Origin of the sequence: Pseudomonas sp. SB113 (assembly GCF_040754745.1) — a bacterium.
Lineage (GTDB): Bacteria > Pseudomonadota > Gammaproteobacteria > Pseudomonadales > Pseudomonadaceae > Aquipseudomonas > Aquipseudomonas grimontii.
Genome location: NZ_JBFMHW010000020.1, coordinates 65,461 through 90,836, shown reverse-complemented (window position 1 = coordinate 90,836; position 25,376 = coordinate 65,461). Strand labels below are relative to the sequence as shown.

The following is a 25,376-nucleotide window of genomic DNA, read 5'->3' as shown; positions in this document are numbered from 1 at the left end:
ATCTGCCAACACTTAAAAAGAGAAACAACACCATGCCAGTACGGCTTGCCCTCAGCCCATTGAGCACCGCACTTTCCATGCGGCGGGCCCTGAAATTCAACGCTCTGCCCAATAGCCTGGCCCTGGCGGCCAGCCTGTCGATGGCGGGTTATGTGCAGGCGCAAGAGTTCGAATTGAACATCCCCGCGCAGCCGTTGAGTACTGCGCTGCAGGTATTTGGCCAACAGACCAACCTGCAAATCCTGTACAGCCCGGAAACCGTGCAAAACAAGCACAGCAAGGCAGTCAGCGGCAAGATGGACCCGGTACGGGCGATCGAGCAGTTGCTGGGAGGGACCGGCGTCAGCTACAGCCTGCAAGGCAGCTCGATGATCATCAACGCGCCCAGCTCCGGTAGCGGCGCCCTCGAACTTGGCGCCACCCAGATCAACGCCAACCAGTTGGGCACCATCACTGAAGGCTCCGGTTCCTACACTCCAGGCACCATCGCCACCGCCACCAAGATGGTGCTGACACCGCGCGAGACGCCGCAGTCGATTTCCGTGGTCACCCGCCAGACCATGGACGACTTCGGCCTGAACGGCATCGACGACGTGATGCGCCACACACCGGGCATCACCGTCTCGACCTTCGACAGCGAGCGCACCAACTATTATTCCCGGGGCTTCCCGATCCAGAATTTCCAGTACGACGGCGTGCCGACCACCCGCAACGAAGGTTACTCGGCCGGCCAGACCCTGAGCGATATGGCGATCTACGACCGCGTCGAAATCCTCAAGGGCACCACCGGCCTGATGACGGGCGCCGGCGGTCCGGGCGGCACCATCAACCTGGTGCGCAAGAAGCCGACCGCCGAGTTCCAGGGGCATGTGGGCCTGGGCGCCGGCTCGTGGGACAACTACCGCTCGGAGCTGGACGTGAGCGGCCCGCTGACCGACAGCGGCAACGTGCGCGGGCGTGCCGTGGCGGTGTACCAGGACAAGCATTCGTTCATCGACCACTATGAACGCAAGACCAATGTCTACTACGGCATCCTTGAATTCGACCTGTCGCCGGACACCCTGCTGACCGTCGGTGCCGACTATCAGGACAGCGATCCCAAGGGTTCGAGCTGGTCCGGCAGCCGCTCGTTGTTCGATGGTGCAGGCAACGAGATCAGCTTTGACCGTGGCTACAACAACGGCCCGAAGTGGAGCAGTTGGGGGCAATACAGCCGCAGCGTGTTCGCCACCCTGGAACACGCCCTGGATAACGGCTGGATCGCCAAGGCCAACTACAGCAACCAGCTCAATGGCTATAACGCACCGCTGGGTTACGCGTCGCCAAAGCAAAACTCCACCGACAGAGCCTCGGTGTATGCCGCCAAGTACACCGGCAAGACCATCAGTAATAACGGCGACTTCTATCTCTCCGGGCCATTCAGCCTGGGCGGTCGCGAGCACCAGTTGGTGGTGGGGGCATCGGTCTCGCGTTCGCACTGGGAAGGCAACGACTATTTCAATGCGACCTATAAGGACAGTAATGACTTCCCTCTTTATTCATGGGACGGTGACAGCCTGGAGCCGGATTGGGGCCCCGCTACCGAGAAAGACGACATCACACGTCAGGCAGCGGTCTACTTCTCGACACGCCTGAGCCTCACTGACGACCTGTCACTGTTGCTCGGTTCGCGCCTGACCGACTACCGGCTGACCGGCACCAACGACTCGCGCGAGACCGGCAAACTCATCCCGTATGCGGGCGTGGTGTACGACCTTAATAAAAACTTCTCGGTGTACGGCAGCTATACCTCGATCTTCATGCCCCAGCAGCTGCGGCCCGACCGCAACAACAAGATGGTCGAGCCTGACGAAGGGGAAAACTATGAACTGGGTGTGAAGGGTGAGTTCTATGACGGCCGCTTGAATGCCAGCCTCGCCTACTTCGAGATTCATGAGTCCAATCGCGCCGAGGAAGACACCGAGTACAACAACAATATGCCGGCCAACTCGCCTGTCGAGTGGGCCTACATGGGCGTCCAGGCCAAGACCAAGGGCTATGAAGCCGAGATCTCCGGTGAGCTGCTGCCAGGCTGGCAGGTGCAGGCGGGCTACACCCACAAGGTGATCCGCGATGACGATGGCAAGAAGTTCTCCACCTGGGAACCTCAGGACCAGCTCAATTTCTACACCAGCTACAAGCTGACCGGCGCCCTCGACAAACTCACCCTCGGCGGCGGTGCGCGCTGGCAAGGCGAGGCGTGGCAGGATGTCTACAACCGCGGCAAGAGTGTCACTCAGCGGTTCTCCCAAGACCCGTACTGGCTGGTCGACGCCATGGCGCGCTACCAGATCAGCAAGAACCTCTCCGCCTCGATCAACGTCAACAACGTGTTCGACAAGCGCTACTACACCAACATCGGCTTCTACACGTCGTCCTACTCGGGCGACCCGCGCAACGTGATGCTGTCGACCCGCTGGGACTTCTGATCTAACCCCGGCAAGCTCCAGACACCCTGCGCAGCCCGCCTGCCCAGGGTGTTTTTTATGGGCGATGCTTCGCCGCCCCTCCCGCCATAGCTCACCCACAAAAAAGCCCCGGCTCACACCACGTGAGCCGGGGCTTTCTGTCCAAGCGACGGTTACGCCATGGCCGTCACCAGGCTGCGTACAAATTCGGCGTTGTCGATGATGCGCTCATGGTCCACCTCAATCACCACCGATCGCACCACACAGCCCTCGCCGATCACCCGCTGCATGCTGGCTTCGATCAACGCCCGGTGCTGACCGGCCCGGCTCATGGCGGCCCACCAGCAACTGACAGGCGCCTTGAGTGGCTTGAAGTCAGCCTGCTCCATGCGCTTGACCAACGTACGGTCGACGTCCCAGGACACCTGCGCTTCGTTGCCCTCCAACAGCGCTTGCCTGATGTCGCGGAAGGCGCCACCCAGGGTGGCCTCGGCCCATTCGACAAAGCGTGCCCATTGCGTGTCTTCATCGGCGTGGGTGGCCTGCATGTCCTGCCAGCTGGAATGGACAGCCTCTGCAAACGCCGGGAACATCACCCCGAGCAAGTCCACGCGCCGTTCGTTGTCGGATATCTCGCTGTCGTCGGTCACGATTTCCGCTTCCCAGTACGGCGTGAGCCAGCGCGGCGGAGACGAATCGATCCAGCCGACAAACTCCACCTGCCGGCCTGCCTGTTCCAGGTGATAAGCAACCTCTACCGCCAGGTTGCCGCCCAACGACCAGCCCGCCAGGCGGAAGGCCCCTTCGGGCTGGGACTCCAGCAATTGCGCGGTGTAGTCCTCGACCATGCTGGACCAGGCCGGTACTTCGGCGCCCTCCTCGGCCAACGCACGGCAGATCACCCCGACCACCGGCCGCTGCTCACGCAACGCCAGGGCGATGGCCTTGTAGCAATGCACCGAACCGTAGCTGGGGTGGAACAGGTAGAGCGGCGTGCCTTCGGTGCGGCTGTTGAGCGGCACCAGCAACGAGCGGCGAGTGGTGCCTTCGAGGCAGCCGACCTGCGCACGCACGGTTGGGTTGAGCATCAACTGGCTGACCGAAAGGCCGATGCCGCTGGCCTTGCGAATCCGCTCCTTGAGCATCAGCACCAACAGCGAATGACCGCCCAATTCAAAGAAGTTGTCATTCATCCCGACATGTTCCACACCGAGCACATCCGCCCAGATCGCGGCGACGTTCTGTTCAAGCTCGGTGCGTGGCGCTTCAAACCGCTGGGTCGACTGCGTGTCCGGCTTCGGCAATGCCTTGCGGTCCAGCTTGCCGTTGGGGCTCAGGGGCATCTGTTCCAGCAGCAACCATTGCGTCGGTACCATGTAATCCGGCAACTGCACAGCCAAGTGTGCACTGAGGGTTTCACGCCAGCCCTCGCCCTGCGCCTGCAAGACCAGGTAACCCACCAGGTGCTTGCCGTCCACCGCCAGCACCGCCGCCTCGCGCACCGACTCGTGCTCCAGCAAGCGTGCTTCGATTTCACCCAACTCGATACGCAGGCCGCGCAGCTTGACCTGATGGTCGATACGCCCGGCGTATTCGATCACACCGTCAGGGCGGTAGCGCGCCAGGTCACCGGTACGGTAGAGGCGCTCGCCCTTGATGAACGGATGCGCGATAAAGCGCTCGGCGGTCAAGCCCGGACGCCGGTGATAACCGCGCGCCAGACCCACGCCGCCCAGGAACAGCTCACCCAGCACGCCGGCCGGTACCGGCTCGAAATGGCTGTCCAGGACATAGCAGCCCAGGTTGGCAATCGGCTTGCCGATCGGCACCGCGTCCCGGCCTTCATCCACGCACGTCCAGTGGGTCACGTCGATGGCCGCTTCGGTCGGGCCATACAGGTTGTAAAGCGCGGCGTGCGGCAGTTTGGCGAACACTTGCTGTTGCGCATCCACCGGCAACGCCTCGCCACTGCACACAAGGCGCTGCAGGCTGGCGCAGGAAGACACGTTCGAATCCTGCAGGAACGCTTGCAGCATCGACGGCACAAAATGCAGCGTGGTGACCTGTTCACGCGTGATCAGGCCGACCAATTTGTCCGGGTCGCGATGGTCCCCCGGTGCGGCGACCACCAGGCGTGCGCCCGTCATCAGCGGCCAGAAGAACTCCCACACCGAGACGTCGAAACTGAACGGGGTTTTCTGCAACACGGTGTCGCGGGCATCCAGCGCGTAGGCCTCCTGCATCCAGCACAGGCGGTTGGTCAGTGCGCAATGGCGGTTGCCCGCGCCTTTGGGTTGCCCGGTGGAACCCGAGGTATAGATCACGTAGGCGAGGTTTTCGCCGTCCAGGGCAATGCCCGGGTTCGCGTCGCTGTAGCCTTCGCACCCGGCGTCGCCCAGCACCAGGGTTTCCAGGCCTTGGGTAATAGGTAATTGCTCAAGCAAATGGGCTTGGGTCAGCAGCAGTTTCACGCCGCTGTCGTCCAGCATGTAGGCCAGGCGCTCACGCGGGTATTCCGGGTCCAGCGGCACATAGGCGCCACCGGCCTTGAGCACCGCGAGCAGGCCGACGACCATTTCGATGGAACGCTCCACCGCCAGGCCGACCAGCACGTCCGGCCCCACGCCGGCTTCGATCAAACGATGGGCCAGGCGGTTGGCGCGGCGGTTCAACTCGGCGTAGCTCAGGCGCTGCGCGCCAAATACCAGGGCGGGAGCCTGCGGCGTCAGGGCGACCTGATCTTCGATCAATTGGTGCACACCGCGTGACAGCGGGTACTCGCGCGCCGTTGCATTCCAGTCCTCGACGATCAGCTTGCGCTGTGCCTGCGGCAGGGATGGCAGGTCCGCCAGGCGCTCCACCTGCGGCAGAGTGAGTGCCTGCAATACCTGCTCGAAGTGCTCGGCCAGATGGACGATGTCCTGCTCGCCGAACGCAGCCGGGTCGTAGTTGAACTCCACGGCCAGGCGTTCGCCCATGGCCAGTAATACGGTCAAGGGATAGTGCGTCTGTTCCAGGCTGTCCATCGCGCCGAAACGCAGGCCCGCCGGGGCGCCCTGCTCCAGCGCCGCCGACACCGGGTAGTTCTCGAACACCAGGATGCTGTCGAACAGCGCTTCGCCACCGAGCCCGGCCCATCGCTGGATGTCGAACAACGGCGTGTGTTCTTGCTCGCGCAGACGCAGGTTTTGCCCCTGCACCTGTTGCAGCCAGGCGTCCACGCTCAACTGCGGGCTCGGCGTCGCCACCACTGGCAAGGTGTTGATAAACAAACCGACCTGCTGCTCGATGCCCGGCAGCTCGGCCGGACGTCCCGCCACCGTCGCACCGAACGCTACGGTGTCCAGGCCGGTATGCCGTTGCAACAGCAGGAGCCAGGCACTTTGCACCAGGGTATTGAGGGTGACCTTGTGCCGCTGGGCAAAGGCCTTGAGCTGCTCGGTAGCCGACTGCTCCAGCACCAGCCGGTGAATGCCGTTGACCTGGGACACACTCTGCTCGCGCCTGGCACCGCGCGACAGCCGGGTCGGTTCCTGCAGCCCCGCCAGCTGCGCCTTCCAGAAGGTTTCGCTGGTGACCGGGTCCTGTGCCTGCAGCCAGGCGATGTAGTCACGGTAACGCCCGTTCGGCGCGCGCAAGGCCTCGCCGGCGTACTGCTGCAGCACCTCGCCGAACAACTGCGATGAACTCCAGCCATCCATCAGGATGTGGTGGTTGGTGTAAATCAGATGATGGCTGTCGGCACCGGTACGCACCACCACCAGGCTCAACAATGGGGCCTGCTCAAGCACAAAGCCTTCGGCCCGGGCGGCCTCGGCCAGTGCGTCGAGTGCTTCGGCGCGGTCCGCACGGTGCTGCCAGTCGTGTTCGAGCAACGGTACCCGCACCGTCTTGTAGACCACTTGCAACGGCTGCTCCAGCTCGGTCTGCCAGAGGAACGCCGTGCGCAGGATATCGTGGTGTTCCACGGCAACCTGCCAGGCCGCCTGGAATCTGCTTACATCCAGCCCTTGCACATCGACGCGCATCTGGTTGATGTAGTCGCCGGAACCCTGGCCATACAAGGATTGGAACAGCATGCCCTGTTGCATCGGTGACAACGGGTAGATGTACTCGACCCGGTTCAACGGCAACGACAGCCCATCCAATTGCGCCTGGCTCAAGCGCACCAATGGGAAGTCCGACGGCGTGGCACCGATGTTTTCTGGCTGGCAGCAATGCGCGATGAGTGCCTTGAGTTCCTCGGCATAGTCATCGGCCAATTGCTGGATGCTGGCCGGGTCGAACATCTGCTGGCTGAAGCTCCAGGTCAGGTTCAATTCGCCGCCATACACCTGGCCGTTGATTTCCAGCCAGTTACCCAAGGACGCCTCAGGGCTTTGATCGGCCCCGGCAGCGTCACCGGAAGGCGCAAACAGGCCCGGCTCCTCGCTGTCATCAAAACTGGCATCGAACTGGCCCAGGTAGTTGAAAGTAATGCGAGGCTGCGGCACGCGCGCCAGGGCTTCACGAACCTGCGGTTGCCCCAGGTAACGCAAGGCACCAAAGCCGATGCCTTTGTCGGGAATGGCGCGCAGTTGCTCCTTGATCGCCTTCAACGAGTCCGTCAGAGTCAGGGCCGGCGTCAGCTTGACCGGGTAAAGACTGGTGAACCAGCCCACGGTGCGCGTCAGGTCGATATCGTCGAACAGATCTTCGCGGCCATGTCCCTCCAGACGGATCAGGGTCGACGCGTGCCCGGTCCAGCGCCCGATCACTCGGGCCAGGGCGGTCAACAACACATCGTTGATCTGGGTGCGATAGGCCGCCGGTGCGTCCTGCAACAGGCGCCGGGTGTGGGTGGTATCCAGATGCGTGGTCGCACTGCCGGCATGCCGGTTGCTCAAGCTGGCGCCCGGCCTGGCAGCTGGCAGGTCGACCTCGGCGCCATGCAACTGCGCTTGCCACCATGCCAGTTCGCCGGTCAGCGCATCGCCCTGGGCGTACTGCTGCAGGCGGCGTGCCCAGTCGCGGGTGGAGCTGGTCTTGGCCGGCAATGCCACGGCAACGCCACGGGCGAGCTGACGGCAGGCCGTTTGCAGGTCCTCCAGCAGGATCCGCCACGACACACCATCCACCACTAGGTGGTGGATCACCAACAGCAAGCGCTGTGCGCCACCCTCCAACTCGACCAGCACCGCCCGTATCAGCGGGCCATGGCCCAAGTCCAGGCTGCGTTGTGCCTCTTCACCCAAGGCCGCGAGTTCGTCGATGTCCTGCAGCGTGCGGTGCCACAGCACGGCATCGGCCTGGTGCTGTTCGGCACCGCGATAGACGCCCTGCCAGCCACCCGCACCGTTAACGAACTGCGAACGCAACGCATCGTGATGCACGATCAACGCCTGCAAGGCCTGGGTCAGTGTCGTGGCGTCGAGGTGTTCATGGGGTTGCAATACCACCGATTGGTTCCAGTGATGACGCTCGGCGATTTCATCGGCGAAGAACGCTTGCTGGATAGGCAGCAGCAAGGTTTCGCCACTGAGCGCGGCCTGGCTGATCGTCACGCCTTCGACGCCTTGGCGCGCGACACCGGCCAGGCTTTGTACAGTCTGGTGCTGGAACAGGTCCTTGGGCGTGAACCGAATACCCGCCTGGCGAGCACGGCTGACCACCTGGATCGAGATGATCGAATCACCACCCAGCTCAAAGAAGTTGTCGTTCAGGCCTACTTGCGGCAGGCGCAGCACCTCGGCCCAGATCGTAGCAATCTGCTGCTCCAACTCGCTCTGCGGGGCGACATAGGCTTGTTGCAACAGACTCGCGTCCGGCTGCGGCAAGCCCTTGCGGTCGAGCTTGCCGTTGGGGGTCAGCGGCATTTGCGCGAGGAACATGAAGTACGTCGGCACCATGTAATCCGGCAGGCGGGTTTTCAGGGCACGGCGCAGGTGGTCGCGCAACTCGGCTTCGTTGACCTGGCTCGCATCCGCCGGCACCACGTAGGCCACCAGTTGCTTGCCGGTCGGGCCTTCCTGGGCCACCACCACGGTTTCACCGACGTTGTCCTGCTCACGCAAGCGCGCTTCGATCTCACCCAGTTCGATACGGAAGCCACGGATTTTCACCTGATGGTCGACGCGACCGAGGTAATCCACCACGCCATCCGGACGGCCACGGGTCAGGTCGCCGCTGCGATACACGCGGCTGCCCGGTTTACCGAACGGGTCCGGCACGAAGCGTTCGGCGGTCAGTGCCGGGCGCTCCAGGTAACCGCGGGCCACGCCCTCGCCGCCCAAGTACAACTCGCCGGCGACGCCGATGGGTTGCAGGTTGAGTTGCGCGTCCAGCACGTAGCCGCTGCGGTTGCCCAGCAACGTGCCGATTGGCGCGTAGACGGCACCGCAGGGATCGCCTCGACGGGCTTTCCACAGCAGCGGCGTGACCACGGTTTCGGTCGGGCCGTAGCCGTTGAACAGGTAGGTCGGCTTGAGCGCGCGCCATGCCAGGTCGTAGCTGGCCTGGGCGACAGCATCACCACCGAAGCAGTAGACCCGAACCTTCGGCGGGTTGCCGTCACGCTCGGCATGCTCGGCCAGCTGTTGCAGGTACACCGGAGGGAACACCGCCATGGTCACGTTGTGACGGTGCATCTGCTCGTAGGTGTACTCGGGCAGCCACAGGCTGTCGTCTCGGATCAACACGCTGGCGCCATTGATCAGCGGGTGCATCCAGCCTTCGTGGGAACCGTCGAAGGCGAAGGACATGAAGTGCAGTTCGCAATCGGCCGGCGATGTTTCATAGCGCTCGCCGGTGGCGATGATGTGCGCCACCAACGGGCCGTGAGAGACGGCCACGCCCTTGGGCAGGCCGGTGGATCCCGAGGTGTAGATCACGTAGGCGAGGTTGTCGCCGTCCAGTTTTACATCCGGCGCAGTGTCGCCGTAATCGGCCCATTGCTCGGTGCGATCAATCGCCAGGCTGTCCAGGCCTTCGGGGATCGGCAGTTGCTGCAAGGCACTGGTGTGGGTCAGCAGCAACTGCGCGCGGCTGTCCTGCATCATGTACAGCAGGCGATCACGCGGGTACTCGATATCCAGCGGCACATATACGCCGCCGGCCTTCATCACCGCCAGGAACGCCACCATGCTCTCGGCGCTGCGCGGCATGGCGATCGCCACACGCACTTCCGGGCCGACGCCACGGGCGATCAGGGCATGGGCCAGGCGGTTGGCCTGGCGATCCAGCTCGCCATAGCTGAGGGTTTGCGCGTCGAACTTCACCGCCACCGCGTGCGGGTTTTCCCGGGCACGGTCGGCGACCCGCTCATGCACCAGCCGCTCGGCGCTGAAGCCGGCGTCGGTTTGATCCCACAATTGCAGGATCTGCTGGCGTTCGGCCGGGTCCAGCAGGTTCAACTCGCCGATGCTGTGCTGTGGGTGCGCAACCATGCCCTGCAACAGGTTCTGCCAGTGGCGCGCCATGCGCTCGATAGTCGAGGCGTTGAACAGGTCGGTGGCGTAACCCAAGGTGGCCCAGATGCTGTCGGTGCCTTCATGCACATCCAGGTCCAGGTCGAAATGGGCGGTCTGGCTCTCCCATTCCAGGCCTTCGACGCGCAGTGTCGACAGCGCGTGTTCGGCGGCGCCCAGGCGCGCTTCGGTCTGGTGGTTGAACATCACTTGGAACAACGGGTTGAGGCTCAAGCTGCGCTCGGGTTGCAGCGCCTCCACCAGTTGCTCGAACGGCAGGTCCTGATGGTCCTGGGCCTCCAGCGCACGCTGGCGGACCTGCTGCAACAGTTGCGTGACCGACGTCTGCTCATCGATATCGGCCTTGAGCACCTGGGTGTTGACGAAGAAGCCGATCAGCCGCTCGGTCTCGACCCGGTTACGGTTGGCAATCGGCACACCGACGCGCACATCTTCCTGGCCGCTGTAACGGTGCATCAGCGCCTGGAACGAGGCCAGCAACAGCATGAACAGGGTCACGCCTTCGCGTTGCGCCAGGCCCTTGAGGTCGGCAACCAGCGCGGGCGGCAGCTCGACAAACAGGCGCGCACCACGATGGCTTTGCTCGGCCGGACGCTGGTGGTCGAAAGGCAACTCCAGCACCGGTTGCTCGCCGCCCAGCAAACCTTGCCAGTACGCCAGCTGCCGGGCTTTTTCGCCCGCGTCCATCCACTCGCGCTGCCAGCGGGCATAGTCGGCGTACTGGATCGGCAAGGCCGGCAGTTGCAGGTTCTGGCCCTGGCTGTAGGCGCTGTACAACTGCACCAGCTCATCGACCATGATTTGCATCGACCAGCCGTCGGAGACGATATGGTGCAGGACCAGCACCAGTACATGCTCGTCCTCGCCCTGGCGCAGCAACGTGGCCCTGAGCAATGGCCCGGCCTGCAGGTCGAACGGGCGGGCGATCTCGGCTTGCACCTGGGCCTTGAGCCGGGTCGGGTCGCTCTCGACCAAAACGATGTCGACCGTGGCCTGCGGCGCAATCACCTGCACGGTCTGCTCATCGCCCTGATGCAAATGGGTGCGCAGGCTTTCGTGGCGCGCCACCAGCGTGTCGAAACTGCGTTGCAGCGCGTCCAGGTCCAGCTGGCCCTTGAGGCGCAACGCGCTGGGCACATGGTAGGCGGCGCTGTCGGGCTCCAGCAGCCAAAGGAACCACTGACGCTCCTGGGCGTACGACAACACCAAGGGCACATCACGGGAAGACGGCGCCAACGCCGGCGCCGTCGAACCGCCCCGCTTGCCCTCGGTATGCACGGCCGCGACAAAGCTGTCGAGGCGCGGTTGTTCGAACAGCACGCGCAGCGGCAACTCGATCCCCAGGTTATGCCGCAGGCGCGACGCCACTTGCATGGCCAGCAAGGAATGGCCGCCCAGCTCAAAGAAATGATCGGTCAGGCCAATACGTTCGGCACCGAGGATATCCGCCCAGATCGCGGCAACCTGCTGCTCCAGCACACTGACCGGCGCCACCCAACTGTGCAGCGCCTGGCTCGCATCCGGGCGTGGCAAGGCATGGCGATCCAGCTTGCCATTGGGGCTCAACGGCAGTGCCTTCAGGAACATGAAGTGCGCCGGCACCATGTAGTCCGGCAGCTCATCGCGCAAGGCCGTGCGAAGCTGCTCACGCAGTGCGTCCTGCTCGGACTCGGCCGTGGAGGTGACCAGGTAGGCGATCAGTTGCTGGTCGGCAGCAATCACCAGCGCTTCGCGGACCGCATCCTGGGCCAGCAGGCGCGATTCGATTTCACCCAGCTCGATACGGAAGCCACGCACCTTGACCTGATGGTCGATACGCCCGATGTACTCGATCACGCCATCGGCGCGGTAGCGCGCCAGGTCGCCGGTGCGGTACAGGCGACCGCCGCCAGCGGGGTCGAAAGGGTCGGGAATAAAGCGTTCGGCGGTCAACGCCGCGCGGTTGAAGTACCCCCGCGCCAGCAATGGCCCGCCGATCACCAGTTCGCCGGCCACGCCCACAGGCACCGGGTTGAGGCTGGCATCCAGCAGGTAGATGGCGCGGCCGTCCAATACGCGACCAATCGGCATCATTTGCGTGACGGCTTCGCTGCCATCGACATAACCCGCACAGTCGAGGGCCGTGACCGTGACGGTCGCCTCGGTGGGGCCGTAGGTGTTGAGCAGGCGCACATGGCCCAGCCCGGCCTCGCGCCAGGAAGCCAAACCTTCCGGCGGCATGGCTTCGCCGCCCGCATGCACCTGGCGCAATCGCCCATAGTCGCGCACACCGCGCTCGGCAAAGTCCCGGGCAATCAGGTGCCAGTAGGCGGTGGTGAGGTCGACCACCGAAATCTCATGTTCGATCAGTTGGGTGTAGAAGGTGTCGCTGTCCCACAGCTCGCCGCCACGCACCACCACCGCCGCCCCGCAGCAGAGTGCCGGGTAGAGCTGCTCGACGAAACCGTCGAAGTTGAACGTACCGAACTGCAGCACGCAGTCGGCGGCGGTCAGCGCAAACACCTCGATAAACACCTCGACGTGGCGTGCCAACGAGGCCTGGTCGATGCCCACGCCCTTGGGCCGCCCGGTCGAACCCGAGGTGAACATCAGGTAGGCCAGGTTGGCCGGGAACGCGCGCACCTCGGGGTTGCTCGACGGGTACTCGGCCAACCACTGTGGATCGGACTCCAGGCAGATCAACGCCAGGTCGGCACTGATCGGCAGGCGCTCCAGCAAGGGCTGCTGGGTCAGCAACAGCTGCAAGCCGCTGTCTTCGATCATGCATTGCAGGCGGTCGCGGGGGTATTGCGGGTCCAGCGGCACATAGGCACCGCCGGCCTTGAGCACGGCCAGCAGGGCCACGATCATTTCCAGCGAACGGTCCACGGCCACGCCGACCAGGCTGTCGGCGCCCACGCCCTGCTCGATCAGTGCGTGGGCCAGGCGGTTGGCGCGCTGGTTGAGGTCGGCGTAGCTCATGCGCCGCTGATCCATGATCAGGGCGACGGCGTCGGGCCGGCTCGTCACCTGCTGCTCGAATTTAACCAGCACACTGCCGTGGGCGGCACGCGCCGGCTGCGGCGGGTTCCACTCATAGAGCATCTGCGCTTGCTCATCGCGGCCCAACATCGGCAAGTCGGCGACACACTGCCGGGCCGAGCCCACCACGCTCTTCAGCAGGTTTTGCCAATGCGCGGCGAAGCGCTGCAGGGTACTGGTGTCGAACAATGCGGTCGCGTAGGTCAACGAAGCGTACAGGCCCTCGGCAGACTCCTGGGTGTCCAGGCTCAGGTCGAAATGCGCCGTATGGCTGTCCCACTCCAGCCCCTGCACCTGCAGCCCCGGCAACTGCTGGCTGCCACGGTTGGCATGGGCGTCGGACTGGTGATTGAACATCACTTGGAACAGAGGGTTGTGGCTCAGGCTGCGCTCGGGTTGCAGGTCCTCGACCAACTGTTCGAAAGGCAGGTCCTGATGGGCCTGCGCACCCAACGCGTGCTCCTTGACCTGCTGCAACAGCTGGGCAAAGGTCATGTGCCCGTCGATCTCGGCCTTGAGCACCTGGGTATTGACGAAGAAGCCGATCAGTTGCTCGGTTTCCAGGCGGTTACGGTTGGCGATAGGCACGCCGACACGGATGTCCGACTGGCCGGTGTAGCGGTACAACATCGACTGGAAGGTCGCGAGCAGCAGCATGAACATGGTCACGCCTTCGCGCTGCGCCAGGGCGCGCAAGCCCTCGACCACGGCGGGCTCGACCCGCACATCCAGGCGCGCGCCTTCGTAACGTTGCATCGCCGGGCGCGGGCGGTCCAGCGGCAGCTCCAGTACCGGCTGCACATCACCCAGGCGGGCCCGCCAGTAGGCCAATTGCCGGGCTTTTTCGCCCGCTTCCATCCAGCCACGCTGCCACTGGGCGTAGTCCGCGTATTGAATCGACAGCAGCGGCAGCACTGGCTCGCGCCCCTGGCTGTAACCGGCATACAAACTCACCAGCTCATCGACCATGACCTGCATCGACCAGGCATCCGACACGATGTGGTGCTGGACCAGTATCAGCACATGTTCGTGCTCGCTCAGTTGCAGCAGCTTGATGCGCAGTAACGGGCCGGCCTGCAGGTCGAATGGTCGGGCGATTTCGCGCTCCACCCACCCCTGCAATTCGCCGGAGGTGGCTGCGCCCACGACCTGGTGTTCAATCACCGGCGCAGCCTGTTCGAGCACGCGCTGAACGGTCTGGCTTACGTCGGAAAAAAACACCGTGCGCAAGGTTTCATGACGCTGCACCAGAGTGTCGAACGCACGTTGCAGGGCCACACGGTCAAGCGCACCCAACAGGCGTAGCGCGGCAGGAATGTGATAGGCCGCGCTGTCGGGTTCCAACTGCCAGAGGAACCACTGGCGCTCCTGGGCATACGACAGGGCCAACGGCTGTTCGCGATCCGCGCGGGTGATCTGCGCGACCTCGGCGCGTGCATCCCCCAGTGCCGCCACGAAGGCGCCCAGCACCGGTTGTTCAAACAGGCTTTTGAGCGCCACCTCGATACCCAGTGCCTGGCGCACACGTGACACCATCCGGGTCGCCAGCAGCGAATGACCACCCAGCTCGAAGAAATGGTCTTCAAGGCCCACCTGCGGCACACCCAGTACCTCGGCCCAGATCGCGGCCACCTGCCGGGCTTTCTCACCGACCGGCGCCACATAGCGTTTTTGCAGCAGGCTGGCGTTTGGCTTGGGCAGCGCCTTGCGATCCAGCTTACCGTTCGGTGTCAGCGGCAGGCGTGCCAGGAACAGCATGTGCGTCGGCACCATATAGTCCGGCAGCACCTCGCGCAGCGCGGCCTTGAACGCTTCGCGCAAGGCGCCCTGATCGGCTTCCGGTGTCGAGGTGTCGGTCACCAGATAGGCCAGCAACTGGTCATGCTCGGCCACCACCACGGCTTCGCGGATCGCATGCTGCTCACGCAGGCACGCCTCGATCTCTCCCAGTTCTATACGGAACCCGCGCACCTTGACCTGGTGGTCGACGCGGCCGATGTACTCGACCACGCCATCTGCGCGATAGCGCGCCAGGTCGCCTGTGCGATACAGCCGCTCGCCGTTGTGCGCAAAGGGATTGGGCACGAAGCGTTCGGCGGTCATCGCGGCCCGGCCGTGATAACCCCGGGCCAGGCCGACGCCGCCGATCAGCAGCTCGCCGGCAGCGCCTACCGGGCACGGCACGAGGTCGGCATTAAGAATGAACAATGAGGTGTTGGCGATCGGCCGCCCGACAAAGGGCACCGGCTCGACCAACTCATGGGCTGCCGACCAGATGGTGGTTTCGGTCGGACCATACAGGTTCCACACCGCGCCCTCTTGGGCCAGCATGCGCTGGGCCAGGTCGGCCGGCAGCGCCTCGCCGCCGCACAGGCACTTGACCCCGCGCAGCAAGGCGCGGCGTTCGCTGTCCAGAAGCATGCGCCAGCTCGAGGGCGTGGCTTGCACCACACTGATCGCTTCGCGCTGTACCAGATCCAGAATCGCCTCGGGGTCCAGGGACACGTCCTTGTCGGCCAGTACCACCGTCGCACCTGTCGCCAGCGGCACGTAGAGTTCCAGGGCAAAGATATCGAACGAGAACGTGGTCAACGACAACAGCCGCGCGTCAGCGCCAATGGCCAGGGTGCTGGCCATGCCATGGGTAAAGCTGCTCAGTGCGCCATGACGCACCATCACGCCCTTGGGCTTGCCGGTGGAACCGGAGGTGTAGATCACATAGGCGAGGTGTTCGCCCGTCAGTTCGATGTCGGGGTTGGCGCGGCTGTAGCGCGCATCTTCCTGTGCATCCATGAGCAGCAATTGCTGATCAGCCGCCAGTGGCAGGCGTTCGTGCAGGTCGCCGGCAGTCAGTAATACGCGTGCGCGGCTGTCTTCGAGCATGAACGCCAGACGATCCGCCGGGAACTGCGGATCGAGCGGCACATAGGCGCCACCGGCCTTCAGGGTTGCCAGCAAGGCCAGCACCATGTCCACCGAACGGTCCAGGGCAATGGACACCAGCACGTCCGGGCCAACACCGGCGGCACGCAGGCGGTGGGCCAGGCGATTGGCACGGTGGTTCAGTTCTGCGTAGCTCAGCGCCTGGCCATTGCAGACCAGCGCGGTCGCGTCCGGGCGGGCCCGGGCCTGGGCTTCCAGCAAATGGTGTACACCCACATCCCGCGGGAACGCCTGGTGCGTGTCATTCCAGGTATGCACCAGTTGCTGCCACTGCGTATCGTCCAGCAACGGCAACTCGCCGACCCGGCCGTTGCAATCCTGGACCACCAGGTGCAGCAGACGGTGCCAGTGGCCGAGGAAACGCTCCAGGCCCGGCGCGTCAAACAGGTCGGTGGCATAAGTCAGGGACGCCTGGATACCGTCAGCCGATTCCTGGGTATCGAGGTTGAGGTCAAACTGCGACGTCTTGCTTTCCCACTCCAGCCCTTGTACTTGCAGGCCCGTCACGCTGCCGCCGCCGCGCTGGGTGTCGGTCTGGTGGTTGAACATTACCTGGAACAACGGGTTGTAGCTCAGGCTGCGCTCGGGCTGCAGCGCTTCCACCAGCTGCTCGAACGGCAAGTCCTGATGGGCCTGGGCCTCGACCGCGCGTTGGCGGGTTTGCTGCAGCAATTCACGGAAGGTCATCTGACCGTCGATATCGGCCTTAAGGATTTGCGTGTTGACGAAAAAGCCGATCAGGCGCTCGGTCTCCACTCGATTACGGTTGGCCACCGGCACGCCGATGCGGATGTCAGCCTGGCCGCTGTAGCGATGCAACAAGGCCTGGAACGACGCCAGCAACAGCATGAAGACGGTCACACCTTCACGCTGCGCCAAGGTCTTGAGGCCCGCCACCAGCGAGGCGTCCAGGGTCAGGTCCAGCCTTGCCCCACGGTAGCTCTGTACTGCTGGCCGTGGGCGGTCCATGGGCATTTCGAGTACCGGCTGCTCGCCACCGAGCATGCCTTTCCAATAACCCAACTGGCGCTCACGCTCGCCCGCCTCCATCCAGCTGCGCTGCCACAGCGCGTAGTCGGCGTACTGGATCGGCAAGGCCGGCAGTTGCAGGTCCTGGCCCTGCACATAGGCGGCGTACAGTTGCACCAGCTCGTCGACCATCACCTGCATCGACCAGCCATCGGAGACGATGTGATGCTGCACCAGCACCAGCACATGCTCCTGAGGCGCCAGGCGCAGCAGCTTGACCCGCAACAGCGGGCCTTGCTGCAAATCGAACGGCTGGGCGATCTCGGCTTCCACCAGCGCCTTGAGTTCGGATTCCTCGGCCTCGAGCAGGGCGATCTCCACCCGTACCTGATCGGCAATCACCTGCAGGGCGCTGTCGCCGTCCTCCTGCAAATGCGTGCGCAGGCTTTCATGGCGCATCACCAGGGTGTCAAAGCTGCGCTGCAACGCGGCCACGTCCAGGTGGCCGCTCAGGCGCAGGGCCCTTGGCACGTGATAAGCAGTGCTCTGCGGCTCCAACTGCCACAGGAACCACTGCCGTTCCTGGGCATAAGAGAGTCGAAGGGGCTCACCTTCCTGGCGCTTGAAAACCGGGGCAATCTCAAACAGGTTGATGCCTTGCTGCTTGAGCATTACCGCCAACGCTTTCTTTTGTTGCGCTGAAAGTGACCCTACCGACTCGATTAATGCTTGCACGCCACGCCCCTCAGGAAATCAATTTATCCAAATCTTCTGCTGATAGACGTTTGAGGGCCTCCAAGGATTTAGCCAATGCGTCCTGCACCGGCGAATTATTTGTCTGCTGGCCTGCCACATAGGCGCTGAAGTCGGCCAGGGTCGGGGTGGTGAAGATCGATTTGACGTCGAATTCGGCGTGCAACTGCTCACGCAGGCGCACCACCACCTGGGTTGCCAGCAGCGAGTGCCCGCCCAGCTCGAAGAAGTTGTCGTTCAAACCCACGCGCGGTACCTCCAGGACTTCGGCCCAGATCGCGGCGATCTGCTGCTCCAGCTCGCTCTGCGGCGCGACATACTCCCGCGCTTGCAAGCTGGCGTCCGCCTTGGGCAGCGCCTTGCGGTCGAGCTTGCCGTTAGGGCTCAGGGGCATCTGTTCCAGCAGCATCCACTGTGCCGGGACCATGTAGTTCGGCAGGTGTTGCGCCAGGTGGGCGCTGAGTACATCGCGCCAATCGTCGCCGGCGTCTTGCAGCACCAGGTAGCCCGCCAGGTATTTGCCGTCGACCGCCAGCACGGCAGTCTCGCGAACCCACTCGTGCTCCAGCAGGCGCGCTTCGATTTCCCCCAGTTCGATGCGCAGGCCGCGCAGCTTGACCTGATGGTCGATACGCCCCGCGTACTCGATCACGCCGTCTGCGCGGTAGCGCGCCAGGTCGCCGCTCCGGTACAGGCGCTCGCCCTGGATGAATGGATGGGCGACAAAACGTTCGGCGGTGAGTGCCGGACGGCGGTGATAACCACGCGCCAGGCCCATGCCACCCAGGTACAGCTCGCCGAGGACGCCAACCGGGGTCGGCTCGAAGTTACTGTCGAGGATGTAGCAGCCGAGGCTGGCAATCGGGCGGCCAATCGGCACCGCGTCGCGGCCTTCGTCCACGCAGGTCCAGTGGGTCACGTCGATGGCGGCTTCGGTCGGGCCATACAGGTTGTAGAGCCCGGCTTGCGGCAGCTTGGCGAAGACCTGTTGCTGGGCATCCACCGGCAAGGCCTCGCCGCTGCACACGATGCGCTGCAGGCTTTGGCAGGTCGACACCGTCGGATCCTGCAAGAACGCCTGCAACATCGATGGCACGAAGTGCAGCGTAGTGACCTGCTGTTGATTGATCAGGTTGATCAGCCTGGCCGGATCACGGTGATCACCGGGTGCGGCGACCACCAGGCGCGCACCGGTCATCAACGGCCAGAAGAACTCCCACACCGACACGTCGAAGCTGAACGGGGTCTTTTGCAGCACCGTGTCGCTGGCGTCCAGGCCATAGGCTTCCTGCATCCATTGCAGGCGGTTCAACAATGCCGAATGACGGTTGCCGGCACCTTTGGGCTGACCGGTGGAACCCGAGGTGTAGATCACGTAGGCGAGGTTTTCGCCGTCCAGGGCGATCCCTGGGTTGGCGTCGCTGTAGCCTTCGAAGGCCGACTCGCCCAGCACCAGGGTTTCCAGGCCCTGGGGAATCGGCAACTGCTCACGCAAATGCGCCTGGGTCAGCAGCAGTTTCACCCCACTGTCGTCCAGCATGTAGGCCAGGCGCTCACGCGGGTATTCCGGGTCCAGCGGCACATAGGCGCCACCGGCCTTGAGCACCGCGAGCAGGCCGACGACCATTTCGATGGAGCGCTCCACCGCCAGGCCCACCAGCACGTCCGGCCCCACGCCAGCCTCGATCAAGCGATAGGCCAGGCGGTTGGCGCGGCGGTTCAGTTCGGCATAGCTCAGGGACAGGTCGTTGAAGCGCAGCGCCGGCACATCCGGCTGTGCCAGCGCCTGGGCTTCGATCAAATGATGCACCCACTGCCCTTGCGGGTAGTCACGCGCCGTGGCGTTCCAGTCCTGTACCACCTGCTGACGTTCAGCCACATCGAGCATGGCCAGGTCACCCAGACGTTGCTGGCCGCTCTCAAGCATGGCTTGCAGCAGATTAAGCAGATGGCGGCCATAGGCTTGTACCGTGTGTGCGTCGAAATGCGCACGTGCAAAGCTGAACTGCACCGACAGCGTGTCACCCACGTCCACCAGCACCGTCAGCGGGAAGCTGGTTTGCTCGCGGGAATCCGGCAGGCCAAAACGGATACCGCTGCCGCCACTCTGCTTCAGGGCCTTAGACACCGGGTAGTTTTCGAACACCAGGATGTTATCGAACAAGGCTTCACCGCCCTGCCCGGCCCAACGCTGGATATCGTACAGCCCGGTATGTTCATGCTCGCGCAAGGCCAGGTTCTGCGCCTGCACCGCTTGCAACCAGTCAGCCACGGTTTGCTGGCCATCCACTGCGCAGATCACCGGTAAGGTATTGATGAACAGGCCGATCTGCTGCTCCACCCCCACGAGGTCTGCCGGGCGCCCGGCCACGGTGGCGCCGAACGACACCACGGCCTGCCCGCTATGGCGCTGCAACAGGACCAGCCACGCCGCCTGGACCAGGGTGTTGAGCGTGACCTTATTGCTACGCGCAAAGGCTTCAAGGCGCCCTGTCAGCGAGCGATCCAGGCTCAGTTGGTGCTCGCCATGCCCATTCGCCGCGCTGGGCTGGCTGCTGCCCAGGCGGGTCGGCGCTTGCAGTGCACTCAACTGCTCGCGCCAGAAGGTTTCGGTCGCACCGGCATCCCGCTGCTGTAACCAGCCGATGTAATCGCGATAACGACCCGCCGCTTCAGGCACCGCCACACCGGCGTAACGTTGCAGCACTTCGCCGAACAGGCGCGAATTGCTCCAACCGTCCATCAGGATGTGATGGTGCGTGTAGATCAGCTCATGGCACTGCTCGTCGGTGCGCACCAGCACCAGACGGACAAGGGGCGCCTTGGCCAGGTCAAAGCCCTGGCGACGCTGGGTTTCCTGCAGGTTTTGCAACGCCAGATCACGCTCCGGCATGGCGCGCCAATCGAGGTGTTCGATCGGCAACCGGGCCTCGCGATACACCACCTGGCACGGCCATTCCAGCTGGCCTTCCCAGAAGAAGCCGCTGCGCAGCACGTCGTGGGCTTGCACGGTGACATCCCAGGCCTGCTGGAACCGCGCCACATCCAGGCCCTCGACCGTCACGCGGATCTGGTTGATGTAGTCGCCGACGGCTTGTTCGTACAGGGTGTGGAACAGCATGCCCTGCTGCATGGGCGACAAGGTGTAGATGTCTTCAATCCCATCAGCCGCCAGCGGCAAGGATTCAAGCTGCTGCTGGTTCAGGCGGGACAAGGGGAAGTCCGACGCCGTCACGCCGTGGTTGCCAGGGGTGCAGCAATGTTCCACCAACGCCGTCAGTTCACGACTGAAGGCCTGGCTCAAGGCTTCGACCTGCGACGCCTCGAACATCAGCGGGCTGAAAGTCCAACCCAGGTGCAGTTCACCGCCGAACACTTGGCCGTTGAGTGTCAACCAGTTGCCCAGCGGCGCCTCCGGGCTCTGCTCGGCACCGGCGCTTTCTGCGGCCAGCGCGAACAAACCGTCCGGCTGGTCAAAGCTGCCGTCGATCTGGCCCAGGTAATTGAAGGTGATACGCGGCACCGGCAATGCGCTGAACGCCTGGCGCGTGGCCTCGTCGCCGAGGTAGCGCAGCGCGCCGAAGCCCAGGCCCTTGTCCGGCACGGCGCGCAGTTGCTCCTTGATCTGCTTGATAGAAGCGCCAAGGGATTCGGCCGGGGTCAGGCGCACCGGAAACAGGCTGGTGAACCAACCCAGGGTGCGGGTCAGGTCGATATCGTCGAACAGGTCTTCGCGGCCGTGGCCTTCCAGCTGGATCAAGCTGGAAGCCTGCCCCGTCCACTGGCAGATGACGCGCGCCAGGGCGGTCAGCAGTAGATCGTTGATCTGGGTGCGATAGGCCGCAGGCGCCTGTTGCAGTAATTGCCGGGTGTGCTCGGCGTCCAGCTGGCTGACCACTGTCTGCGCCAGGCGGACAGGACGCGCGCCTTGCGGATCACGGCATGGCAGATCGGTCGGCACGCCCTGGAGTTGTTGCAGCCAGAAGTGCTTCTGCGGCTGTACCGCTTCGCTGCGGGCATGGGCCTGCAAACGCTCGGCCCAGGCCTTGAACGACGAGGTCTTGGCCGGCAACGGCTGTTGGCGGTACAGGCGTTGCAGGTCCTCAAGGAACACCCGCCAGGACACGCCGTCCACCACCAGGTGGTGCATGACCAGCAGCAGGCGCTGGGAACCATCGGCCAGTTCGGCAAGGACCGCACGCAGTAAGGGCCCCTGTTGCAGGTCGAGGCTGCGCTGGGCTTTTTCGCACAGCACGGCCAGTTCGTCGGCATCCTTCACCGTGGCTTGCCACAGCACTTCAGGGGTGGCGACTGCATGCTCAGCCTGCCACCCTTCGGCGTGCTGGCTGAAGCTCAGGCGCAGCACATCGTGGTGTTGGACGATGGCGTGCAAAGCCGCTTGCAGTCGACCTGCCCGGACCGGCTCGCGTGGCACCAGCAGCAAGGACTGGTTCCAGTGGTGGCGGTCCGGCAGGTCCATCTCGAAGAACAACTGCTGGAACGGCAGCAACGGCGTCTCGCCCTGCACCGGGCCTTGGTCGATCACCTGCGCTGTCTGCAACTGCGCCACACGGGCGAGGCTGCGCACGGTCTGATGCTGGAACAGCGCCTTGGCGGTGAAATGGATACCGGCGGCCCGGGCGCGGCTGACCACTTGAATGGAGATGATCGAGTCACCGCCGCGCTCGAAGAAGTTGTCATTCAAACCCACCTGTTCGACGCCCAGCACCTCGGCCCAGATCGCCGCGATCTGCTGCTCCAGCAGACTTTGCGGAGCTTCGTAGTGGTGGGTGGCTTCGGGTTTGGGCAGCGCCTTGCGGTCGAGCTTGCCGTTAGGGCTCAGGGGCATCTGTTCCAGCAGCATCCACTGTGCCGGGACCATGTAGTCCGGCAGGTGTTGCGCCAGGTGGGCGCTGAGTACATCGCGCCAATCGTCGCCGGCGTCTTGCAGCACCAGGTAGCCCGCCAGGTATTTGCCGTCGACCGCCAGCACGGCAGTCTCGCGAACCCATTCGTGCTCCAGCAGGCGCGCTTCGATTTCCCCCAGTTCGATGCGCAGGCCGCGCAGCTTGACCTGATGGTCGATACGCCCCGCGTACTCGATCACGCCGTCTGCGCGGTAGCGCGCCAGGTCGCCGCTCCGGTACAGGCGCTCGCCCTGGATGAATGGATGGGCGACAAAACGTTCGGCGGTGAGTGCCGGACGGCGGTGATAACCACGCGCCAGGCCCACGCCGCCCAGGTACAGCTCGCCGAGGACGCCAACCGGGGTCGGCTCGAAGTTACTGTCGAGGATGTAGCAGCCGAGGTTGGCAATCGGGCGGCCAATCGGCACCGCATCGCGGCCTTCGTCCACGCAGGTCCAGTGGGTCACGTCGATAGCGGCTTCGGTCGGGCCATACAGGTTGTAGAGACCGGCCTGGGGCAGCTTGGCGAAGACCTGTTGCTGGGCATCCACCGGCAAGGCCTCGCCGCTGCACACGATGCGCTGCAGGCTTTGGCAGGTCGACACCGTCGGATCCTGCAAGAACGCCTGCAACATCGATGGCACGAAGTGCAGCGTAGTGACCTGCTGTTGATTGATCAGGTTGATCAGCCTGACCGGATCACGGTGATCACCGGGTGCGGCGACCACCAGGCGCGAACCGCTCATCAGCGGCCAGAAGAACTCCCACACTGACACGTCGAAGCTGAACGGGGTCTTTTGCAGCACCGTGTCGCTGCCGTCCAGGGCGTAAGCTTCCTGCATCCATTGCAGGCGGTTCAGCAATGCCGAATGACGGTTGCCGGCGCCTTTGGGCTGACCGGTGGAACCCGAGGTGTAGATCACGTAGGCGAGGTTTTCGCCGTCCAGGGCGATCCCTGGGTTGGCGTCGCTGTAGCCTTCGAAGGCCGACTCGCCCAGCACCAGGGTTTCCAGGCCCTGGGGAATCGGCAACTGCTCACGCAAATGCGCCTGGGTCAGCAGCAGTTTCACCCCACTGTCGTCCAGCATGTAGGCCAGGCGTTCGCGGGGGTATTCCGGGTCCAGCGGCACATAGGCGCCACCGGCCTTGAGCACCGCGAGCAGGCCGACGACCATTTCGATGGAACGCTCCACCGCCAGGCCCACCAGCACGTCCGGCCCTACGCCGGCTTCGATCAGGCGATGGGCCAGGCGGTTGGCGCGGCGGTTCAGTTCGGCATAGCTCAGGGACAGTTCGTTGAAGCGCAGCGCCGGCGCATCCGGCTGTGCCAGCGCCTGGGCTTCGATCAAATGATGCACCCACTGCCCTTGCGGGTAGTCGCGTTCGGTGGCGTTCCATTGAGAGAGCATTTGCTCGCGCTCAGCGGCGTTGAGTGTCGCCAGGTCGTGCAAGGGCAATGCAGGATTCGCCACGGCCGCCCGCAACAGGCTCAGCCAATGTTCGGCCATGCGCGCGACGGTGGCGGCGCCAAACAGGTCGGTGGCGTAGGTCAGGGACGCCCAGATCGCGTCGCCGCTTTCCTGGGTGTCCAGGCTCAGGTCGAACTGGGCGCTGTGGCTGTCCCATTCCAAATTGGCCACGCGCAGGCCCGGCAATTGCGGCGCGGCGGCTGGGGAATTGGCCTGGTGGTTGAACATCACCTGGAACAGCGGGTTATGGCTCAGGCTGCGCTCCGGTTGCAGCGCTTCGACCAGCTGCTCGAACGGCAAGTCCTGATGGGCCTGGGCTTCCAGCGCACGGCGCTTGGTCTGCTGCAGTAAGTGGGCGAAGCTCATCTGGCCATCGAGGTCAGCCTTGAGCACTTGTGTATTGACGAAGAAGCCGATCAGCGATTCGGTCTCGACGCGGTTGCGGTTGGCAATCGGCACGCCGACGCGAATATCCTGCTGGCCGCTGTAGCGGTACAGAAATGCCTGGAAGGAGGCCAGCAGCAACATGAACATCGTCACGCCTTCGCGCTGGGCCAGAGCCTTCAAACCGCTCACCAGTGCGGGCTCCAGTACGATCTCCCGGCGCGCGCCACGGTAGCTCTGTTGCGCCGGGCGCGGCTGGTCGAATGGCAGCTCCAGCACCGGCTGCGTGCCGCTGAGCAGTTCACGCCAGTAGTCCAGTTGACGGGCCTTCTCCCCCGCTTCCATCCATCTGCGTTGCCACAGTGCGTAGTCAGCGTACTGGATCGGCAAAGGTGCCAGCACGCAGTCCTGGCCCCGGCTGTAGGCGGCGTAGAGCTGCATCAGCTCCTGCACCATCACGCCCATCGACCAGCCATCGGAGACGATATGGTGCTGCACCAGCACCAGCACGTGCTCGTCTTCACCGAGGGTAAGCAGGCTGACTCGCAGTAGCGGGCCTTGCTGCAAGTCGAACGGACGGGCGATTTCGGCTTCGACGCGGGCCTTGAGCCGGGCTTCGTCGACCGAGCTTTCAGCGATCTCGATTACGCCGTGAGCCAGCACTTCCTGGGAGCGCTGCTCATCATCCAGGTGCAGGCGCGTGCGCAGGCTTTCATGGCGCGCCGCGAGGGTGTCGAAGCTCTTTTGCAGGGCAACCTTGTCCAGGCGCCCGCTCAGGCGCAGGGCGCCCGGCACGTGATAGGCGGCACTGTCCGGGTCCAGTTGCCAGAGAAACCACTGGCGCTCCTGGGCGTAGGACAACGGCAGCATCTGGCCGTCCTCGCGGATCGAGGCAATCGGCAGCTGGGCGAAGCTCATGCCCCGGCTTTGCAGGCGCTGGTAAAACTGCTGGCGCTGTTCCAGAGGCAGACGAAGAAAGCGCGAAACCAGATCGATATTAGGGTTGGAAAGCATGGG

General features: G+C 64.1%; 3 protein-coding genes. 1 reads left to right on the top strand and 2 read right to left on the bottom strand.

Annotated features, from left to right (window positions below):
• The first annotated feature begins 32 nt into the window (after positions 1 to 32).
• Positions 33 to 2,468, top strand: coding sequence for a TonB-dependent siderophore receptor (locus tag AB1462_RS23365; protein WP_259193894.1), 2,436 nt, complete (start codon positions 33 to 35; stop codon positions 2,466 to 2,468).
• Positions 2,469 to 2,620: 152 nt separating this feature from the next.
• On the opposite strand, the gene AB1462_RS23360 is transcribed toward AB1462_RS23365, so the two are convergent.
• Both AB1462_RS23360 and AB1462_RS23355 read right to left on the bottom strand, forming a co-directional pair.
• A complete protein-coding gene (locus AB1462_RS23360) occupies positions 2,621 to 17,581 on the bottom strand; it encodes a non-ribosomal peptide synthase/polyketide synthase (protein WP_367248017.1) in 14,961 nt (4,986 codons plus the stop codon).
• Positions 17,582 to 17,591: 10 nt separating this feature from the next.
• Positions 17,592 to 25,373 (bottom strand): amino acid adenylation domain-containing protein, encoded by a 7,782-nt coding sequence (locus AB1462_RS23355; protein WP_367248016.1) that lies wholly within the window; start codon positions 25,371 to 25,373, stop codon positions 17,592 to 17,594.
• Positions 25,374 to 25,376 lie beyond the last annotated feature (3 nt).